This is a genomic window from Sphingomonas sp. UBA978 (assembly GCF_002292295.1).
Lineage (GTDB): Bacteria > Pseudomonadota > Alphaproteobacteria > Sphingomonadales > Sphingomonadaceae > Sphingomonas.
Genome location: NZ_DBBS01000014.1, coordinates 180,285 through 195,881 on the forward strand (window position 1 = coordinate 180,285; position 15,597 = coordinate 195,881).

The following is a 15,597-nucleotide window of genomic DNA, read 5'->3' on the forward strand; positions in this document are numbered from 1 at the left end:
CGTTACCGGCTCACGCCAACGCCCGGAACGCGGCCAGTCCGCGCTCCAGATCGGCGATGAGGTCGGCGGGGTCTTCCAGCCCGATATGCAACCGGACCAGCGGCCCGGCATAGGCGCGCGGCGCAGCGGTGCGGATGCGCGCCGGGTCCGCCGGGATGGCGAGGCTTTCGAAGCCGCCCCAGCTGTAGCCGATACCGAACAAGTTGAGTGTATCGATCAACGCGGCACGCGCCGCCTCGTCGCCGCCGTTGAGCACGAACGAGAACAGCCCGCTCGATCCCTTGAAGTCGCGCGCCCAGAGCGCGTGGCCGGGGCAGGAGGGCAGGGCGGGGTGGAGCACCTCCGCGACCTCCGGCCGGTCCTGCAACCAGCGCGCGATCTCCAGCGCGCTGCGCTGATGCTGCGCGAGCCGCACCGCCATCGTGCGCAGGCCGCGGCTGGCGAGCCAGCTGTCGTCGGGGGAGGCGACCTGCCCGAGCTGGAAGCTCATGTCGCGCAGCCGCGCGAAATGGCCCGGCGCGGCGGTGACCGATCCGAGCATGACGTCGCTATGGCCGACGACATATTTGGTCGCGGCGAGGATCGTCAGGTCGACGCCCTTTTCGATCGCGGGGAAGAACAGCGGCGTCGCCCAGGTGTTGTCGAGCAGCGTCACCAGCCCGTGCGCCTTCGCGACCGCGACGATCGCCGGCACGTCCTGCACCTCGAAGGTCAGGCTGCCGGGGCTTTCCATGAAGATGGCTTTGGTCGCCGGGCCGATCAGTCCGGCGATGCCGGCGCCGATCAGCGGATCGTAGAAGCGCGTGGTGATGCCGAACCGCTTGAGCAGCTGCATCGCCTGCCCGCGCGTCGGGTCGTAGGCGCTGTCGACGAGCAGCAGTTCGTCGCCGGGCGACAGCACCGACAGCAGCGCCGCGGCGATCGCGGCGACGCCCGAGGGGTAGAGGAAGGTCGCCTCCGCCCCCGGTTCGAGGCTGGTCAGCGCGTCGGCAAGGCTCCATTGCGTCGGCGTGCCGCGGCGGCCGTAATAGAGGCGGTGGTGCGTGTCCTTGCCGGCATTGGCACGCAGGTCGGCGATGCTGTCGTACAGGATCGTCGAGGCGCGCCAGACCGGCGGGTTGACGATCCCGCCGGTCCATTCCTTGCGGCGGCCGGCCTGGACGACGCGGGTGGCGTCGCCCAGGGTTCGATCCGGCACGCGGTCATCGCTATTATCCGTCAACCTTTTCCCGGGCTCCCATGGCCTTGGGCGTCGAGCGATCCGCTCCCCATTCCGACCAGCTGCCGTCGTAGAGCGCGGAGTCCTTGCCCAGCAAGTGCAGACCGAAGGCGAGCGTCGATGCAGTGATCCCCGAACCGCAGGTCAGCGCGATCGGCTGGTCGAGATCGATCCCGGCGCCCTCGAACGCGGCCTTCAGCTCCGCACCCTGTTTCCACGTGCCGTCGCCGTTGAAGATTCCCGTGTACGGCAGGTTCTTCGACCCCGGGATATGGCCGGCGTGCGTCGCCGGGCGCGGATCGGGTTCCTCGCCGGTGAAGCGGGCCGCCGAGCGCGCGTCGAGCACCTGTTCGGCACCGCTGTCGAGGTTCGCCTTCATCTGGGCGAGGTCGCGCACGTTCTTCCGGTCCGCCCAGACGGTGAAGTGGCGGTGGCGCAGCGTTTCCTTGCCGCTCGCCGTCTCGCGCCCCTCGGCCTGCCATTTGGCGAGGCCGCCGTCGAGGATCGCGACGTCGTGCGCGCCGAAGGTGCGCAGCATCCACCAGGCGCGCGCGGCGGTATGCCACGGCGAGGCGTCGTAGAGCACGATGCGGCTGCCGTCGCCGAGTCCGAGGCTCTGCATCCGGCTCGCGAATTTCTCCGCGGTCGGCAGCATCATCGGCAGGTCGGTGTCGGTATCGCGCAATTCGCCGAGGTTCATGAACACCGCGCCCGGGATATGCGCCTTTTCATATTCGGCGGCGGGATCGCGGCCGAGGGCGGCATCCACATAGGTGGCATCGACGATCCTGAGGTCGCTCGCGCCGAGTTCCCCGGCCAGCCATTCGGTCGTCACCAACGCGTCCATTACACTCTCCATACGTCTTCACGTGGTTAGTCGGGCGAACGACTGGGGAGGAGTGCCCGGATCACTTCAATAGCCGGCGTCGCAGCCGCTGTCGAGGGCTTGCAAGAAAGTTTCAGCCTGTGCACGTGTTTCATTCCGAGATTGCGCAGATTGCTTCGCCCACGTACTATATGGCATGCGCAGGCGGGGATTGTCGCCGAGCCGCTCCTCGTGTCGCGCGAGGAAATCCCAGTAGAGCGCGTTGAACGGACAGGCATTGTCGCCGACCCTGCGCTTCACGTCAAAGCGGCAATGGCCGCAATAGTCGCTCATCCGGTCGATGTACGCGCCCGACGAGATATAGGGTTTCGAGCCGAGCAGGCCGCCGTCGCCGAACTGGCTCATGCCGAGCGTGTTGGGCAGCTCGACCCATTCATAGGCGTCGATATAGACTTCGAGATACCAGCGATGGATCTCCGCCGGGTCGGCGCCGATCAGCAGCGCGAAATTGCCGGTCACCATCAGCCGCTGGATGTGGTGGGCATGCGCGGTGGCAAGCGTCTGGCCGATCGATTCCTTCAGGCAATGCATGTCGGTGTCGCCAGTCCAATACCAGCCGGGCAGCTTGCGGTGGTGATCGAGGAAGTTGCGGTGGACATAGTCCGGCCCCTCGCGCCAGTAGATGCCGCGCATATATTCGCGCCAGCCGATGATCTGGCGGATATAGCCCTCGACCGAATTGAGCGGCGCGCGGCCGGCGCGATATTCCGCCTCCGCGCGGCGGCACAGGTCGATCGGATCGAGCAGGCCGGAATTGATGTAGGGCGACAGGATCGAATGCCACAGATGGCGTTCGCCGGTCAGCATCGCATCCTCGTAATCGCCGAACTGCGGCAGCGCGTGCTTCAGGAAATACGCTGCCTGCTTCTCGGCATCCGCGGCGGTGACCGCATAGTCGAAGCCGTCGAGGCTGCCGGGGTGATCCGCGAACCGTTCCGCGACCAGCGCCAGCACGTCCTGCGTCACCGTATCGGGGGCGAAGGCGTGCGGGCGCGGCATGAACAGGTCGTTCTTCGCCGGCTTGCGATTCTCCTTGTCGAAGTTCCAGCGGTCGCCGACGGGTTTCTTGCCGTCCATCAGCAGCCCGGTCTTGCGCCGCATGTCGCGGTAGAAGAATTCCATGACAAGCTGCTTGCGCCCGCTTGCCCAGGCGTCGAATTCGGCATGGCCGCACAGGAAGCGATCGTCGGCGCGGATGTCGACCGGCATGCCGAACAGCGTTTCCCAGCTCTCCAGCATCGCCATGACGCGCCATTCGCCCGCCTCGGTGACGACGATCCGGTCGGGCGCGTGGCGTTCGACCGCGCGGGCGATCTCGCCGGTGAAGCTGCCGGCATTGTCGGGGTCGTCGAGGCGGACGTAATCGACCTGCCAGCCCGCCTGTTGCAGCGCATCGGCATGATGCCGCATCGCAGCGAGGATATAGGCGATCTTCTGCTTGTGATGGCGGACATAGGTGGTTTCGTCGGCCACCTCCATCATCAGCAGGACGGCGTCGGCGGGGTCGATGTCGCGCAACGACGACAGGGACAGGCTGAGCTGGTCGCCGAGCAGGGGAACGAGCGTTTTCATCCGCGGCTGCGTCTCCTACATAAGCGGCATGACCCCCATGCACCTCGGCCAGGCCAGCCAATTGCCCGCATCTCCGGAAGAGGCGGTGCTCGATTATGTTCCCAACCCGCGCGTCGGATCGACCTATCTGGTGCGGTTCGCGGTGCCGGAATTCACCTCGCTCTGCCCGGTCACCGGCCAGCCCGACTTCGCGCATCTGGTGATCGACTATGTCCCGGGCGCGACGATCGTCGAATCGAAGTCGCTCAAGCTGTTCCTCGGCGCGTTCCGCAACCATGCGGGATTCCACGAGGATTGCACCGTCGGCATCGGCCAGCGGCTGTTCGACGAAATGCGGCCGATATGGCTGCGCATCGGCGGCTATTGGTATCCGCGCGGCGGCATCCCGATCGACGTCTTCTGGCAGTCGTCCGCCCCGCCCGCCGACCTTTGGCTGCCCGATCAGGGCGTTGCACCGTATCGCGGGCGAGGCTGAGCGAAATCAAGACGATGCTTCGGTTGCAGTGCAACATCACTGCAACCTTTTATGCCCGAGAGTGTTCATCTTCCCGCAAGATTGTGGCTCCGCCACGGACATTGCGCCAGTAGAGGAACAGGCATGGGTACGACTGCGGCAAGCGGCGACGCGATCAAGCATCTGGCGATGATCGGGAATTTCCTGCCGCGTCAATGTGGTCTCGCGACGTTCACGACCGACGTCTATCAGGCGATGCGCGACCGGTTCCCCGACGTCCAGGTCGACGTCTACGCGATGGACGACCATCCCGGCCGCTACGATTATCCGGCCGCCGTCGTCGGCGCGATCCCCCAGCACGAACTCAGCGCCTATCTGACCACCGCGCGCACGATCGAATCGAGCGGCGCGCAGGCGATCTGGGTCCAGCACGAATATGGCATCTACGGCGGCCCGGCGGGCGAGCATCTGCTCGCCCTGCTCGACCGCACCACGCTGCCGGTGATCGTGACGCTGCACACCGTCCTCGAAAAGCCCAATGCCGACGAGCGCCGCGTGCTCGAGGGGCTGCTGCGTCGCGCCGCCAAGGTGGTGGTGATGGCCGAGCGCGGTCGCGACATCCTGCGCCGCGTCTATGGCGCCAATCCGCGCCAGATCGCGATGATCCCGCATGGCGTGCCCGACCGGGCGTTCGTCGACCCCGAGACGCTGAAGCCGCAGTTCGGCTGGCAGGGGCGCGACGTCGTCCTCACCTTCGGCCTGCTCGCCCCCAACAAGGGGATCGAGACGATGATCGAGGCGCTGCCCGCGGTCGCGGAGCGGCACCCGAACCTGCTCTACGTCGTGCTCGGCGCGACCCACCCCAATCTCGTCGCGCATGAAGGCGAGCTCTATCGCGACCGGCTGAAGGCACTCGCGGCGGAGCTGGGCGTCGGCGACAATGTCGCGTTCATCGATGGCTTCGTCGAACACGACGAGCTGATCGATTATCTGCAGGCGGCGGATATCTATGCGACGCCGTACCTCAACCCGGCGCAGATCACCTCCGGCACGCTTTCCTATGCGATCGGCGTCGGCAAGGCGGTGATCTCGACCCCGTACGTGCATGCGACCGAGATCCTCGGCGACGGCCATGGCGTGCTGGTCGATTTCAAGGACGTCGCCGCCTTCGCGCGCGAGATCGACCGGCTGCTGTCGAGCCAGCGCGACCGGACGCGGCTGGCGCAGCGCGCCTATGATCGCGGCCGGACGATGATCTGGCCGCGCCTTGCCGAAGCGACGCTGCACGAAACCGAGGTGGCCGTCGCCGCGCGCCCCCGGCGGATCGCGCAGGCACCCGCGGCGATGAAGCCGCTGAAGCCCGATTTCGCCGCGGTCGAGCGGATGAGCGATGCGACCGGCATGCTCCAGCATTCGATCTATTCGGTGCCGGACCGCCGCCATGGCTATTGCATCGACGACAATGCCCGCGCGCTGATGCTGATGAGCGCGATGGACGACCTCGATCCGGTCGTGCGCGACAAGTGGACGACGATCTATGCCTCGTTCGTGCAATATGCCTGGAACCCGGACGAGCGTCGCTTCCGCAACTTCATGAACTTCGACCGGACGTGGTGCGAGGACGTGGGCTCGGAGGATTCGAACGGTCGCGCGATCTGGGCGCTGGGCGTCACCGCGCGCGACGGCAAGGATCCCAAGCACCGCGACTGGGCACGGGCGATGTTCGACGCGACCGCCAGCCTCGCGCTCGACCTCGGCTCGCTGCGCGCGCAATCCTTCGCGATGCTGGGTGCTGCGGCGATGCTCGATGCGTCGCCGGGGCATGAACTGGCCAAGTCGATCCTCGAACGCTTTCCCGACGACCAGATCGCGTTGCTCGATGCTGCGCGCCGTCCGGAATGGCAGTGGTTCGAGATCGTGCTCGCCTATGACAACGCCCGCCTGCCGCAGGCGCTGATCGTCGCCGGCCATGCGCTCGGTCGCAAGGATCTGGTGACGTGCGGGCTGGAAACGCTTGACTGGATCGTCGGCAAGCAGACCTCGCCCGAGGGCCGGTTCCGCGCGGTCGGGACCGAGAGCTTCCACCGGCCCTATGCCGATCCGCTGCAGTTCGACCAGCAGCCGCTGGAGGCGCAGGCGACCGTCGATGCGTGCATCGCCGCCTATCAGGTCACCGGCGACCCGCGCTGGGTGACCGAGGCGGAGCGCGCCTATGGCTGGTATCTGGGGCAGAACGACCTCGACCTGCCGCTCGCCAGTCCGCTGGACGGCGGCTGTTTCGACGGCCTGATGCCGACCGGGCTCAACCGCAATCAGGGTGCCGAGTCCATTTTGGCCCTGCAACTGGCCAGTTGCGCGATTTCGGGGGTTTCAAAGTCGGTCCAAGGCGTGGCAGGGACGACCCGCGTCGTTGCTTGATCGATCGAGCGGCGGCGGCGTCTGAGACACCGACCGGCGAGGCATCGAACCGCGATGGACCTGTTTACCCACGGCTTGCGGCTTCATGCCGATCCGTCCCGCGTGGTCGTCCGGCCGTTCCACATCGCGTGGGGCGGCAAGGGCGGCGCGCCGAACCGTACCGAGCGCCTCGTCGGCGAGGTGCTCGAAATGTCCGCCGAGGAAGCGCGCGAGCAGCTCGAGACGGTGCTCAAGGATTTCGAGGCGCGCCACTGGCAGACGCGGCGCGTGTTCATGACCCGCTACGACGAGATCGAGGATCTGCTCGGGCTCGACGGGCGCGACATCGGTGACGAGAAACGCCAGCTGATCGGCGCCTATTTCTGCCACGAATACAGCTATGCCGCCGCGGCGCTGATGAACCCCAGCGCGGTGCCGCATTTCGACCAGACCGGCATGCCGGAGGGGTCGATGCGCATCCTGATGAGCCTGCGGTCGGTGGGCGAGGGGCATATCTCGTCGGTGGCGTTCCGCGAGGGGATCATCACCGAAGGCAACGAGCTGAAGCTCGCGCCCGAACCGCCGTTCGCGACCGCGACCGACGTTGTCGGCGAGGGCGAGGAGATTCCGGAAGGGCCGGTGACGGTCTGGCGGCATCGCGATTCGACGCTGTCGGGCACGGTGATCTTCCCGATCACCCAGGCGCAGTCCAAGGGGCTGGAGGATCTGCGCATCGTGCATTTCCAGCACGAGGACGGCAGCTACGAGTGGATCGGCACCTACACCGCCTATAACGGTTCGGTGATCCAGTCCGAGCTGATGCGCACGCGCGATTTCCGCGCGTTCGACCTCGTGCCGATGTCCGGCGCCGCGGCGCGCAACAAGGGCATGGGCCTGTTCCCGCGCAAGGTCGGCGGGCAGTATATGATGATCGGCCGGCAGGACGGCGAGAACCTGTTCCTCATCAAATCCGATTCGATCGACCATTGGGACGAGGGCGAGAAGATCCTCGCGCCGCTCTATCCGTGGGAGCTGGTGCAGATCGGCAATTGCGGACCGCCCATCGAGCTCGACGAGGGCTGGCTGCTGCTGACGCATGGCGTCGGCGCGATGCGCAAATATTCGATCGGTGCGGCGCTGCTGGACAAGGACGATCCGTCGAAGGTGCTGGGTCGCACGCGCGAGCCGATCCTCGCGGCGAAGGACCAGGACCGCGAGGGCTATGTCCCGAACGTCGTCTACAGCTGCGGCGCGATCAAGCATGGCGACACGCTGTTCCTGCCCTACGGCATCGCCGACAGCTCGGTCGGCTTCGCCTTCGTCAAGATCAAGGACCTGCTCGCCGCGATGGTGTGACGGGCGGCTGGGACATCGGTGCCCGGCCGCTGGTCGTCGGGGACAACATCCAATATCCGTCATTCCCGTGAAGGTGGGAATCCATACACGCTGGCGTTGCGGCCCTGTCCGTGACGTCGGCGTATATGGGCTCCCGCCAGCGCGGGAATGACGATATGAGGTAGCGTCATCATCAACACCGATCGACGCTCAGGTCATGCCAAATCGCGCCCGGTCAGCGATTCCCGGACCGTTCCCGCACGACCGGTATCTGCGACAATCGGGTCAGCAGCAGCGGGATGTCGTCGGTGATATAGGTGTCGGTGGGCACCGGATGGAGCGATTCCAGCGTCCGACGCACGGTCGCCAGACGTTCGCGATGTTGCTCGGGCGACGGTGTCACGACGGGTCCCATGTTACGCATATGGCAAACCCGGCAATCGCCGGCCGGGGGGGATGGCAGGGCGATCACCGGGTTCGGAAGGGATAACGGCGAACCCGCCGCGGCGTTCCCGCCGCGATCAACGGTTCACCGCGTTTTTCAGCCGGTGACCGATCGCCGGGTGTAGCGGTACAGCGCCGCGACCAGCGCGAGGAACGCGACCGTCCCGCCGATCAGCGCGACGGGCTCGAACCCCTCGGGTGCGATCGCCAGCGGCGCATCCGAATTGGTCGCGTAGACGATGATGGCAAAGGCGACGCCCCACAGGCTTTCGCCGACGATCATGCCGGTCGCGGTCAGCACGCCCATCCGCTTGGCGAATTCGACGTCCGGCTTGCGCTCCGCCCAGCGATCGTAGAGCGCGCCGATCACTGCGCCGACCACGACGGGCAGCGTCACGGCCATCGGCAGATAGACGCCGAGGCCGATGCCGAGCGGGGGCAGGCGCAGCTTGCCGAGCCGCCCCAGCGTCTCGTCGAGCGCGATCACCGCGACGCCGATCAGCGCGCCATAACCGATCATCGCCCAGTTGAGGTCGCCGCCCAGCACGCCCTTCGCCAATGCCGAGATCAGCGCGGCCTGCGGCGCGGCGAGCGCGTTCGGCCCGGCGCCGGGCGCGCCCTGAAAGCCGAGCGTCGTCGCGAGCAGTTCGAGCACCGGCGGCACGACGAGGCTGCCGAAGATGACGCCGAAGATCAGCGCGACCTGCTGCTTCCACGGCGTCGCGCCGACCAGCTGCCCGGTCTTGAGGTCCTGCAGATTGTCGTTGGAGATGGTCGCGACGCCGAAGACGATGCCGGTGACGATCAGCGCATAGGCGACCAGAGCCTGCGTCGTCTCCGGTCCGCCGCCGCGCCCGAACAGGCCGACCAGCATGAGGCTGGCGGCGAGCACCGACAGGATGCCGATCCCCGACACCGGGCTGTTCGACGCGCCGATCAGGCCCGCCATATAGCCGCAGACGGCGGCGATCACGAGGCCGAGGACCAGCACGAACACCAGCGCGCCGAGGATCAGCACGACGGCCGATCCCTCCAGCGGTCCGCCCGCGATCACCGACCACAGCAGCCCGGCGATCGGGACCAGCGTCGCGAGGCTGACCGCGACGACGATGCGGATCGACAGGTCGCGCTCGCCGAGTTCGAGCACCGCGCCACCGCGCTTGGCGGCGCTGGCGGCGATCGACGATTGGATGCCGGCGAGCACCGGTCCGATGATCTTGAGCAGCGTCCAGATCGCCGCGACGCCGATCACGCCCGCGCCCAGGAAGCGGACGTCGGTGCGGAACACGCCGCCCGCCCAGGCCTCGATCCCGACGCCTGCCGCGGCGGGGGACAGGCCGGTCAGGATCGGCAGCGCGATCCACCAGCCGATGACGACGCCCGCCAGCATCGCGAGGCCGACCGACAGGCCGACGAGGTGGCCGGCGCCGATCAGCGCGAACGACAGCCCGCCCGAAATGCCGGTCGCGCCCGCGCCGACGCGAAAAAATTGCGCCGCTTCCGCGACGACCAGCTTCGTCTGGGTCAGCACCGCGAACCCGGCCGATACCAATGCGTTGACGACGATCAGCCGCAGCCCCTTGCCGCTCTCCGCCTCGCCCGCGCGGCTGCCGGCGCCGACCATCAGCACCTCGGCGGCGGCGCGGCCTTCGGGATAGGGCAGGTCGGTATCGACCACGAGGGCGCGGCGCAGCGGCACGGAGAACATCACGCCCAGGATACCGCCGGTCATCGTGATCCCGGCGGTGAGCAGATAGGGAAAGCCCTGCCACCAGCCGATCATCACCAGCCCGGGCAGCACGAAGATGATCGCCGCCAGCGTCCCCGCCGCGGAAGCGACGGTCTGGACGATGTTGTTCTCGAGGATCGTCGCACCGGGCAGATAGCGCAGGATCGCCATCGATATGACCGCGGCGGGGATCGAGGTGGCGAAGGTCAGCCCGACTTTCAGCCCCAGATAGACGTTCGCCGCGGTGAACAGCAATGTGATGAGCCCGCCCAGCAGGACGCCCCTGACGGTGAGTTCGGCGATCGGCGTCGACGGGGCGGGGGCAGTGGCCATGAGGGGGAAGGCTCGCGTCTGGGAAAACTCGGCCGGGGTTGTGCACGCCGCCGCGCGCCGCGGCAATGGTCGCGATCGTGGCGAAACAAAGCTGCGCCGGCTCGACAGGTCGCGCGCCATTACGCTAGGCGGCGGCCATGGACACGAACACACCATTGCGCGTCGCGCTCGCCGGGCTGGGTACGGTTGGCGGCGGCGTCATCCGCCTGCTCGACGCGAACCGCGATCTCATCACCCGCCGGGCCGGTCGCCCGATCGAAATCGTCGCGGTTTCCGCTCGCGATCGATCGAAGGATCGCGGGGTCGACCTGTCGCGCTTCGCCTGGGTCGACGACACGCGCGAACTCGCCGCGCATGACGGTGCCGACGTCGTGGTCGAGCTGATCGGCGGGTCGGACGGGCCGGCGCTGACGCTGGCGCGCGCGACGCTGGCGGCGGGCAAGGGCTTCGTCACCGCGAACAAGGCGATGCTGGCGCATCACGGGCTGGAACTGGCGCAGGCGGCCGAGGACGCGCGCGTTCCGCTGAAGTTCGAGGCGGCGGTGGCGGGCGGCATCCCGGTCATCAAGGGGCTGCGCGAGGGCGCCGCGGCCAATGCGATCGGCCGCGTCTACGGCATCCTTAACGGCACCTGCAATTTCATCCTGTCGAAGATGGAGGCCGAGGGCCGCGACTTCGCCGAGGTGCTCGCCGAGGCGCAGGCGCTGGGCTATGCCGAAGCCGATCCCAGCTTCGACATCGACGGCGTCGATGCCGCGCACAAATTGTCGATCCTCGCCAGCATCGCCTTCGGCACGCGGCCGGCGTTCGCCGACGTCTCGGCGACCGGCGTGCGCCACGTCATCGCGGCGGACATCGCCGAGGCGGCGGCGCTCGGCTACAAGGTGCGGCTGGTCGGCGTCGCCGAAGAGGGCGCGGGCGGGCTGTTCCAGCGCGTCCACCCGCATCTGGTGCCGATCGACCATCCGCTGGCGCATGTCACCGGATCGCTCAATGCGGTGGTCGCGGAGGGCAATTTCGTCGGCCGGCTGTTCTTCCAGGGCGCCGGCGCCGGCGACGGCCCGACCGCGAGCGCGGTGGTCGCCGACCTGATCGACATCGCCCGCGGCGAGTTCGGCCCGCCCTATGCGATGCCGGCCGCGGCTTTGGTCGCGGCGCCCAAGGCGGACAGCGGCGAGCGGCGGGGCCGCGCCTATCTGCGCTTCACCGTGCAGGACAAGGTCGGCGTGCTCGCCGAGATCGCCGCCGCGATGCGCGATGCGGGCGTGTCGATCGAGAGCCTGATCCAGCGCGGCGTCGCGACCGACGGCGGCGTGATCGTCGCGATCGTCACGCACGAGGGCCCGGAACGCGCGGTCGCGCAGGCGCTGGAGAAGCTGCGCGGGTCGCAGAGCCTCTCCGGCCAGCCGCTGTGGATGCATATTCTGGAATAGAGGGCGCGCCCGGCCCGTGAGGTCGGGACCGCAAGCTAGCGCATGCCCCGACCCGTTCGGGCTGCGCCTGTCGAGGCGCCGCTCGCAACCAGCCGGGTGCCGTTGGACGTCAGCCCTGCGACGGGCTCAGGGCGAACGGTAACGGTGGTGCCGCCCGCGCACCGCCGGAACCCCAGCCTATCGCGGCGCGGTCCCGCCGTCGGCAGTCCGCCCTTCCGCCGGCACGATCGTTCCGACCGGTGCCGGATCGTCGAGCGGAATCGGCACGCGGTTGGACTTGTCGACCTTGGCGGCAAACGCACCCTTCACGCCTTTGGCGGCGTCCCGCACCAGCGCCAGCGGGTTGGTGGCGTCATCGCCCTCGCAACAGTCGCTGTTCGGGTTGACCAGCTTCTGGACGACGCGCGCCAGCATCACCGGCGGGCCGAGGATGTTGACGCCGACCTGGCATCCGCCGACCCGCGCCGCGCAGGGCGTGCTCTGCAGCGCCAGCGCCTGTGCACCCGACATCTCGCGATTGGCGCCGCGCCCGGGGGCGGGGCCTTCGAAGGCGTTCTGGTCCTTCTGCCCGCAGACGACGATCTTGCCGGCCTGCGCCCGCGTCGGGCAGGACATGATCGACCACGACTGGCTGCCGTCGGTGCGCGTCTCGACGGGGGCCGGCGCGTCCGGTGCCGCCGGCAACGGCACCGCGGCCGTCTGGAGCAGGAGCAGCAGGCCGATCATGGCGCGAGCTTGCGGCCGGTGGCGCCGCCGACGCCCGAGCGGCTGCTGACCGTGACGCCCGTCATGCCGCCGCCGACGAGGAACGGGCTGAGCTCCTTGACCGGGTTGGTGCGGTTGAGCAGGCGGTCGCGCTCGACGCCGACCGCCTCATGCCTGGGGTCGCCCGCGTCATGCACGACGAAGGGGACGCGGAAGCGGTCCGCCCGTCGCCGGCCGCACACGGTGATGTCGGTCGTATTGGCGTCATAGGTGCAGCGCTCGCCCGCGATCACCGCGGCAGACCGCGTCACCAGCGCCGCGACATCGTCGGGGGCGGCGATCATCAGCAGCGCCAGCGCGATCATGCGGCGCCGTCCGCCCTGCCGGCCGACCGGCACCAGCCCTCAACGGTCCCAGGCAACGACGCGATCATGACACCGACCCTCCCGCAGCGGATAGCGTGCCGAGTGTCCGCCGAACCGGGCCGGAGATCAAGCGGCGATCGGCGCGACGCCCAATCGCGGGATCTCGATCGCCGGGCAGCGGTCCATCACCACCTTCAGCCCCGCCGCCTCGGCCCGCGCGGCGGCGGCATCGTCGATCACGCCCAATTGCATCCACACCGCCTTGGCGCCGATCGCGATCGCCTGATCGACCACCGCGCCGGCCGCGTCGGAACGGCGGAAGATATCGACGATGTCGATCGGATCGCCCAGCTGGTCGAGATCGCGGAAGACGAACTCGCCATGGATATGTTCGCCGGTGATCTGTGGATTGACCGGAATCACGCGATAGCCGTGGCGCTGCAGCGTCGCCATCACGCCGTAGGAGGGGCGGTCGGGCCGGTCGGACGCGCCGACCAGCGCGATCGTCCGCGCGCCGTCCAGCAGCGCCTTGATGTCGGCATCCTCGGTCAGCGGCACGGGCGTCTCCTCAATGGTCTGTGAGCCAGGCGTCGACCTGGCCCGCGATCGAATGGAACGCGGCGGCATCGGCGCCGTTCCCCGCCGCCGGCGGCTCGCCCGCATCCGATGCGGTGCGGATGCCGATCGCCAGCGGCACGCGGCCGAGGAAGGGCAGGCCGAGCCGCGTCGCCGTCGCCTCCGCGCCGCCGGTGCCGAACGGGTCGGAGACCTCGCCGCAATGCGGGCAGACATAGCCGGCCATATTCTCGACCAGCCCGATCACCGGGATGCCCGCCTTGTCGAACAGGTCGATCGCACGCGTCGCGTCGATCAGCGCGAGGTCCTGCGGCGTCGAGACGATGATCGCGCCGGCCGGCTTGTGCTTCTGGATCATCGTCAGCTGCACGTCGCCGGTGCCGGGCGGCAGGTCGAGCACCAGCGTGTCGGTCGCGCCCCAGTCCGCCTCGACCAGCTGGGTCAGCGCACCCGCCACCATCGGCCCGCGCCATGCCAGCGCGCGGCCGGGCGCGACCAGCTGGCCCATCGACAGCATCGGCACGCCATAGGGCGTCGGCACGGGATCGAGCACCTTGTCCTTCGCGGTCGGGCGCCGGTCCTCCGCCGCCATCAGCCGCGGCTGCGACGGGCCATAGATGTCCGCATCGACCAGCCCGACGCGCCGCCCGCGCGCCTTGAGCGCGATGGCGAGGTTGGCGGCGAGGGTGGACTTGCCGACGCCGCCCTTGCCGCTGGCGACCGCGATCAGCCGGCGGGCGACGCGTTCGGCGGTGACGACGACGCGAACCTCGCCCGACCAGCTCTGCGTGGCGGCGGCCTGCACCGCCGCTTCCAGCGCGTCGCGGTCGCGCGCCGACAGGCCGGTCGCATCGAGGACGATGCCCGCGCGCGTCCCCTCGAAGCGGAGCGTGGCGCGGTCGCCGGCGACGGCGCGCACCGCCGCGATCGTTACGTCTTGTGTCATGCGGGCCAGATAGGCCCGGAGCCGCCGCTTGCCACTGTTTTTCCGCGAGCGCCTTCTTATAAGAGGGGGATGACGATCCTGCCGGGCCGCAAAGGGCGCCCTCCCATTCTCGCCGCCGAAACGCCGAAGGGCCCCTGGGGCCAGGGTGACGAACCCGATGCCGGCGGTCCGCGCAACCCCTGGTCGCTGCCGCCCGGCGGCCGCAAACCCGGTGCCAAGCCGACCGCGCTCGACGATTTCCTGAAGAAGGCGCGCGGCGGTGGCGGCGGTGGGGGAGGCGGCGGCTTCAACGGCCTGCCCGGCGCGCCCAATGCGCGCGCCTTGTGGCTGATCGGCGCGGGGATCATCCTGCTGGTCTGGGTGCTCTACACCTCGATCCACCCGATCGCGCCGCAGGAACGTGGCGTCGTCACCTATCTCGGCCGCTATTCGGGCACGCTCGATCCCGGCATCGCGATGACGATGCCCGCGCCGATCGCCAATGTCGTCAAGGTCGACGTCCAGAACATCCGCATCGAGAATTTTCCGGAGAGCGGCACGGAAAACCTGATGCTGACCAGCGACCAGAACATCATCGATCTCGCCTATGCGGTGCGCTGGAAGATCTCGAGCCCGCAGAACTACGTCTTCCAGATCGACAAGCCGCGCGACACCGTGCGCGCCACGGCGGAAAGCGTGATGCGCGAGGTCGTCGCCAACGTCAGTCTCGATTCGGCGCTCGGGCCGGGCCGCGCGATGATCGAGAACCAGGTGCAGGAGCGGATGCAGAAGGTGCTGGACGACTATAAGTCGGGCATCGTCGTCGTCGGCGTCGGCATCAAGCAGGCCGATCCCCCCGCGCGCGTCAACGACGCGTTCAAGGACGTCACCGCCGCGCAGCAGGACGCGCAGGGCGTGCGCAACCAGGCGCAATCCTACGCCAAGCAGGTCGTCGCCCGCGCCGAGGGCGAGGCGTCGCAGTTCGACAAGGTGTACGAACAATATCGCCTCGCCCCCGAGGTGACGCGCCGCCGCATGTATTACGAGACCATGGAGGCCGTGCTGGCCAAGTCCGACAAGACGATCGTCGAGCCCAGCGGCGTCGTGCCGTATCTGCCGATGGGCAATGCGCGGCGCGTCCCCGATGCCGCCCCGGCCGAGCCGGTGGCTCCGGCGCAACCGGCCCAGCCGGTGACGACGACGGGAGGCGGCCAGTGAGCGCGC

14 protein-coding genes are annotated in these 15,597 nt (G+C 68.6%); 5 read left to right on the plus strand and 9 right to left on the minus strand.

All coding sequences use genetic code 11. The features are described from left to right. Positions 1-10: 10 nt before the first annotated feature. The 3 genes from metC to B2515_RS07200 form a co-directional block, all read right to left on the minus strand. Positions 11-1,222 carry a cystathionine beta-lyase gene (metC, locus tag B2515_RS07190; RefSeq protein ID WP_293875265.1) on the minus strand — a complete coding sequence of 404 codons (1,212 nt, stop codon included), beginning with the start codon at positions 1,220-1,222 and terminating at the stop codon, positions 11-13. Beyond that, positions 1,212-2,066 carry a 3-mercaptopyruvate sulfurtransferase gene (gene sseA, locus B2515_RS07195; protein ID WP_293875267.1) on the minus strand — a complete coding sequence of 285 codons (855 nt, stop codon included), beginning with the start codon at positions 2,064-2,066 and terminating at the stop codon, positions 1,212-1,214. The genes metC and sseA overlap by 11 nt, the downstream gene beginning before the upstream one ends. A 66-nt stretch (positions 2,067-2,132) precedes the next feature. Further along, entirely contained in the window at positions 2,133-3,677 is a 1,545-nt protein-coding gene (locus B2515_RS07200) for a cryptochrome/photolyase family protein (protein ID WP_293875269.1), read from the minus strand. Between the two features lie 28 nt (positions 3,678-3,705). Between B2515_RS07200 and queF the strand changes: the two genes are divergently transcribed. The 3 genes from queF (at position 3,706) to B2515_RS07215 (ending at position 7,884) form a co-directional block, all read left to right on the plus strand. Continuing rightward, positions 3,706-4,152, plus strand: a complete 447-nt coding sequence (gene queF / locus B2515_RS07205) for a preQ(1) synthase (protein ID WP_293875271.1) — start codon at positions 3,706-3,708, stop codon at positions 4,150-4,152. A 123-nt stretch (positions 4,153-4,275) separates the two neighbouring features. Beyond that, positions 4,276-6,549: a glycosyltransferase family 4 protein gene (locus B2515_RS07210; protein ID WP_293875273.1), complete on the plus strand. Its 2,274-nt coding sequence runs from the start codon at positions 4,276-4,278 to the stop codon at positions 6,547-6,549. Between the two features lie 54 nt (positions 6,550-6,603). Beyond that, positions 6,604-7,884 carry a glycoside hydrolase family 130 protein gene (locus tag B2515_RS07215; RefSeq protein WP_293875275.1) on the plus strand — a complete coding sequence of 427 codons (1,281 nt, stop codon included), beginning with the start codon at positions 6,604-6,606 and terminating at the stop codon, positions 7,882-7,884. A 214-nt stretch (positions 7,885-8,098) separates the two neighbouring features. On the opposite strand, the gene B2515_RS07220 is transcribed toward B2515_RS07215, so the two are convergent. Together B2515_RS07220 and B2515_RS07225 are read right to left on the minus strand one after the other, a co-directional pair. Continuing rightward, a complete protein-coding gene (locus tag B2515_RS07220; RefSeq protein ID WP_293875277.1) occupies positions 8,099-8,278 on the minus strand; it encodes a hypothetical protein in 180 nt (59 codons plus the stop codon). Positions 8,279-8,404: 126 nt separating this feature from the next. Then, positions 8,405-10,369, minus strand: coding sequence for an OPT family oligopeptide transporter (locus tag B2515_RS07225; RefSeq protein ID WP_293875279.1), 1,965 nt, complete (start codon positions 10,367-10,369; stop codon positions 8,405-8,407). 137 nt (positions 10,370-10,506) lie between these two features. On the opposite strand from B2515_RS07225, the gene B2515_RS07230 reads away from it, so the two are divergent. Then, positions 10,507-11,802, plus strand: coding sequence for a homoserine dehydrogenase (locus B2515_RS07230; RefSeq protein WP_293875281.1), 1,296 nt, complete (start codon positions 10,507-10,509; stop codon positions 11,800-11,802). A gap of 177 nt (positions 11,803-11,979) precedes the next feature. Here B2515_RS07230 and B2515_RS07235 read toward each other — a convergent pair whose 3' ends face one another. The 4 genes from B2515_RS07235 to B2515_RS07250 form a co-directional block, all read right to left on the minus strand. Then, positions 11,980-12,528: a hypothetical protein gene (locus B2515_RS07235; RefSeq protein WP_293875283.1), complete on the minus strand. Its 549-nt coding sequence runs from the start codon at positions 12,526-12,528 to the stop codon at positions 11,980-11,982. Next, the gene (locus tag B2515_RS07240) at positions 12,525-12,872 is read right to left on the minus strand and encodes a hypothetical protein (protein ID WP_293875285.1); all 348 of its coding nucleotides are present in this window, start codon (positions 12,870-12,872) and stop codon (positions 12,525-12,527) included. The genes B2515_RS07235 and B2515_RS07240 overlap by 4 nt, the downstream gene beginning before the upstream one ends. Positions 12,873-12,998: 126 nt before the next feature. Continuing rightward, positions 12,999-13,430, minus strand: a complete 432-nt coding sequence (locus tag B2515_RS07245; protein ID WP_293875287.1) for a CoA-binding protein — start codon at positions 13,428-13,430, stop codon at positions 12,999-13,001. 10 nt (positions 13,431-13,440) lie between these two features. Next, a complete protein-coding gene (locus tag B2515_RS07250) occupies positions 13,441-14,394 on the minus strand; it encodes an Mrp/NBP35 family ATP-binding protein (protein WP_293875289.1) in 954 nt (317 codons plus the stop codon). Positions 14,395-14,463: 69 nt separating this feature from the next. On the opposite strand from B2515_RS07250, the gene hflK reads away from it, so the two are divergent. After that, positions 14,464-15,591: an FtsH protease activity modulator HflK gene (gene hflK, locus B2515_RS07255; RefSeq protein ID WP_293875291.1), complete on the plus strand. Its 1,128-nt coding sequence runs from the start codon at positions 14,464-14,466 to the stop codon at positions 15,589-15,591. Positions 15,592-15,597: the final 6 nt, after the last annotated feature.

What these genes read in the sequence shown, in the direction of transcription:
- B2515_RS07235 (WP_293875283.1), bottom strand. Translation starts at nt 12,528, where the DNA reads ATGATCGGCCTGCTGCTCCTGCTCCAGACGGCCGCGGTGCCGTTGCCG.
- B2515_RS07240 (WP_293875285.1), bottom strand. Translation starts at nt 12,872, where the DNA reads ATGATCGCGCTGGCGCTGCTGATGATCGCCGCCCCCGACGATGTCGCG.
- B2515_RS07225 (WP_293875279.1), bottom strand. Translation starts at nt 10,369, where the DNA reads ATGGCCACTGCCCCCGCCCCGTCGACGCCGATCGCCGAACTCACCGTC.
- queF (WP_293875271.1), top strand. Translation starts at nt 3,706, where the DNA reads ATGACCCCCATGCACCTCGGCCAGGCCAGCCAATTGCCCGCATCTCCG.
- B2515_RS07230 (WP_293875281.1), top strand. Translation starts at nt 10,507, where the DNA reads ATGGACACGAACACACCATTGCGCGTCGCGCTCGCCGGGCTGGGTACG.
- hflK (WP_293875291.1), top strand. Translation starts at nt 14,464, where the DNA reads ATGACGATCCTGCCGGGCCGCAAAGGGCGCCCTCCCATTCTCGCCGCC.
- B2515_RS07250 (WP_293875289.1), bottom strand. Translation starts at nt 14,394, where the DNA reads ATGACACAAGACGTAACGATCGCGGCGGTGCGCGCCGTCGCCGGCGAC.
- B2515_RS07210 (WP_293875273.1), top strand. Translation starts at nt 4,276, where the DNA reads ATGGGTACGACTGCGGCAAGCGGCGACGCGATCAAGCATCTGGCGATG.
- B2515_RS07220 (WP_293875277.1), bottom strand. Translation starts at nt 8,278, where the DNA reads ATGGGACCCGTCGTGACACCGTCGCCCGAGCAACATCGCGAACGTCTG.
- B2515_RS07215 (WP_293875275.1), top strand. Translation starts at nt 6,604, where the DNA reads ATGGACCTGTTTACCCACGGCTTGCGGCTTCATGCCGATCCGTCCCGC.
- sseA (WP_293875267.1), bottom strand. Translation starts at nt 2,066, where the DNA reads ATGGACGCGTTGGTGACGACCGAATGGCTGGCCGGGGAACTCGGCGCG.
- B2515_RS07200 (WP_293875269.1), bottom strand. Translation starts at nt 3,677, where the DNA reads ATGAAAACGCTCGTTCCCCTGCTCGGCGACCAGCTCAGCCTGTCCCTG.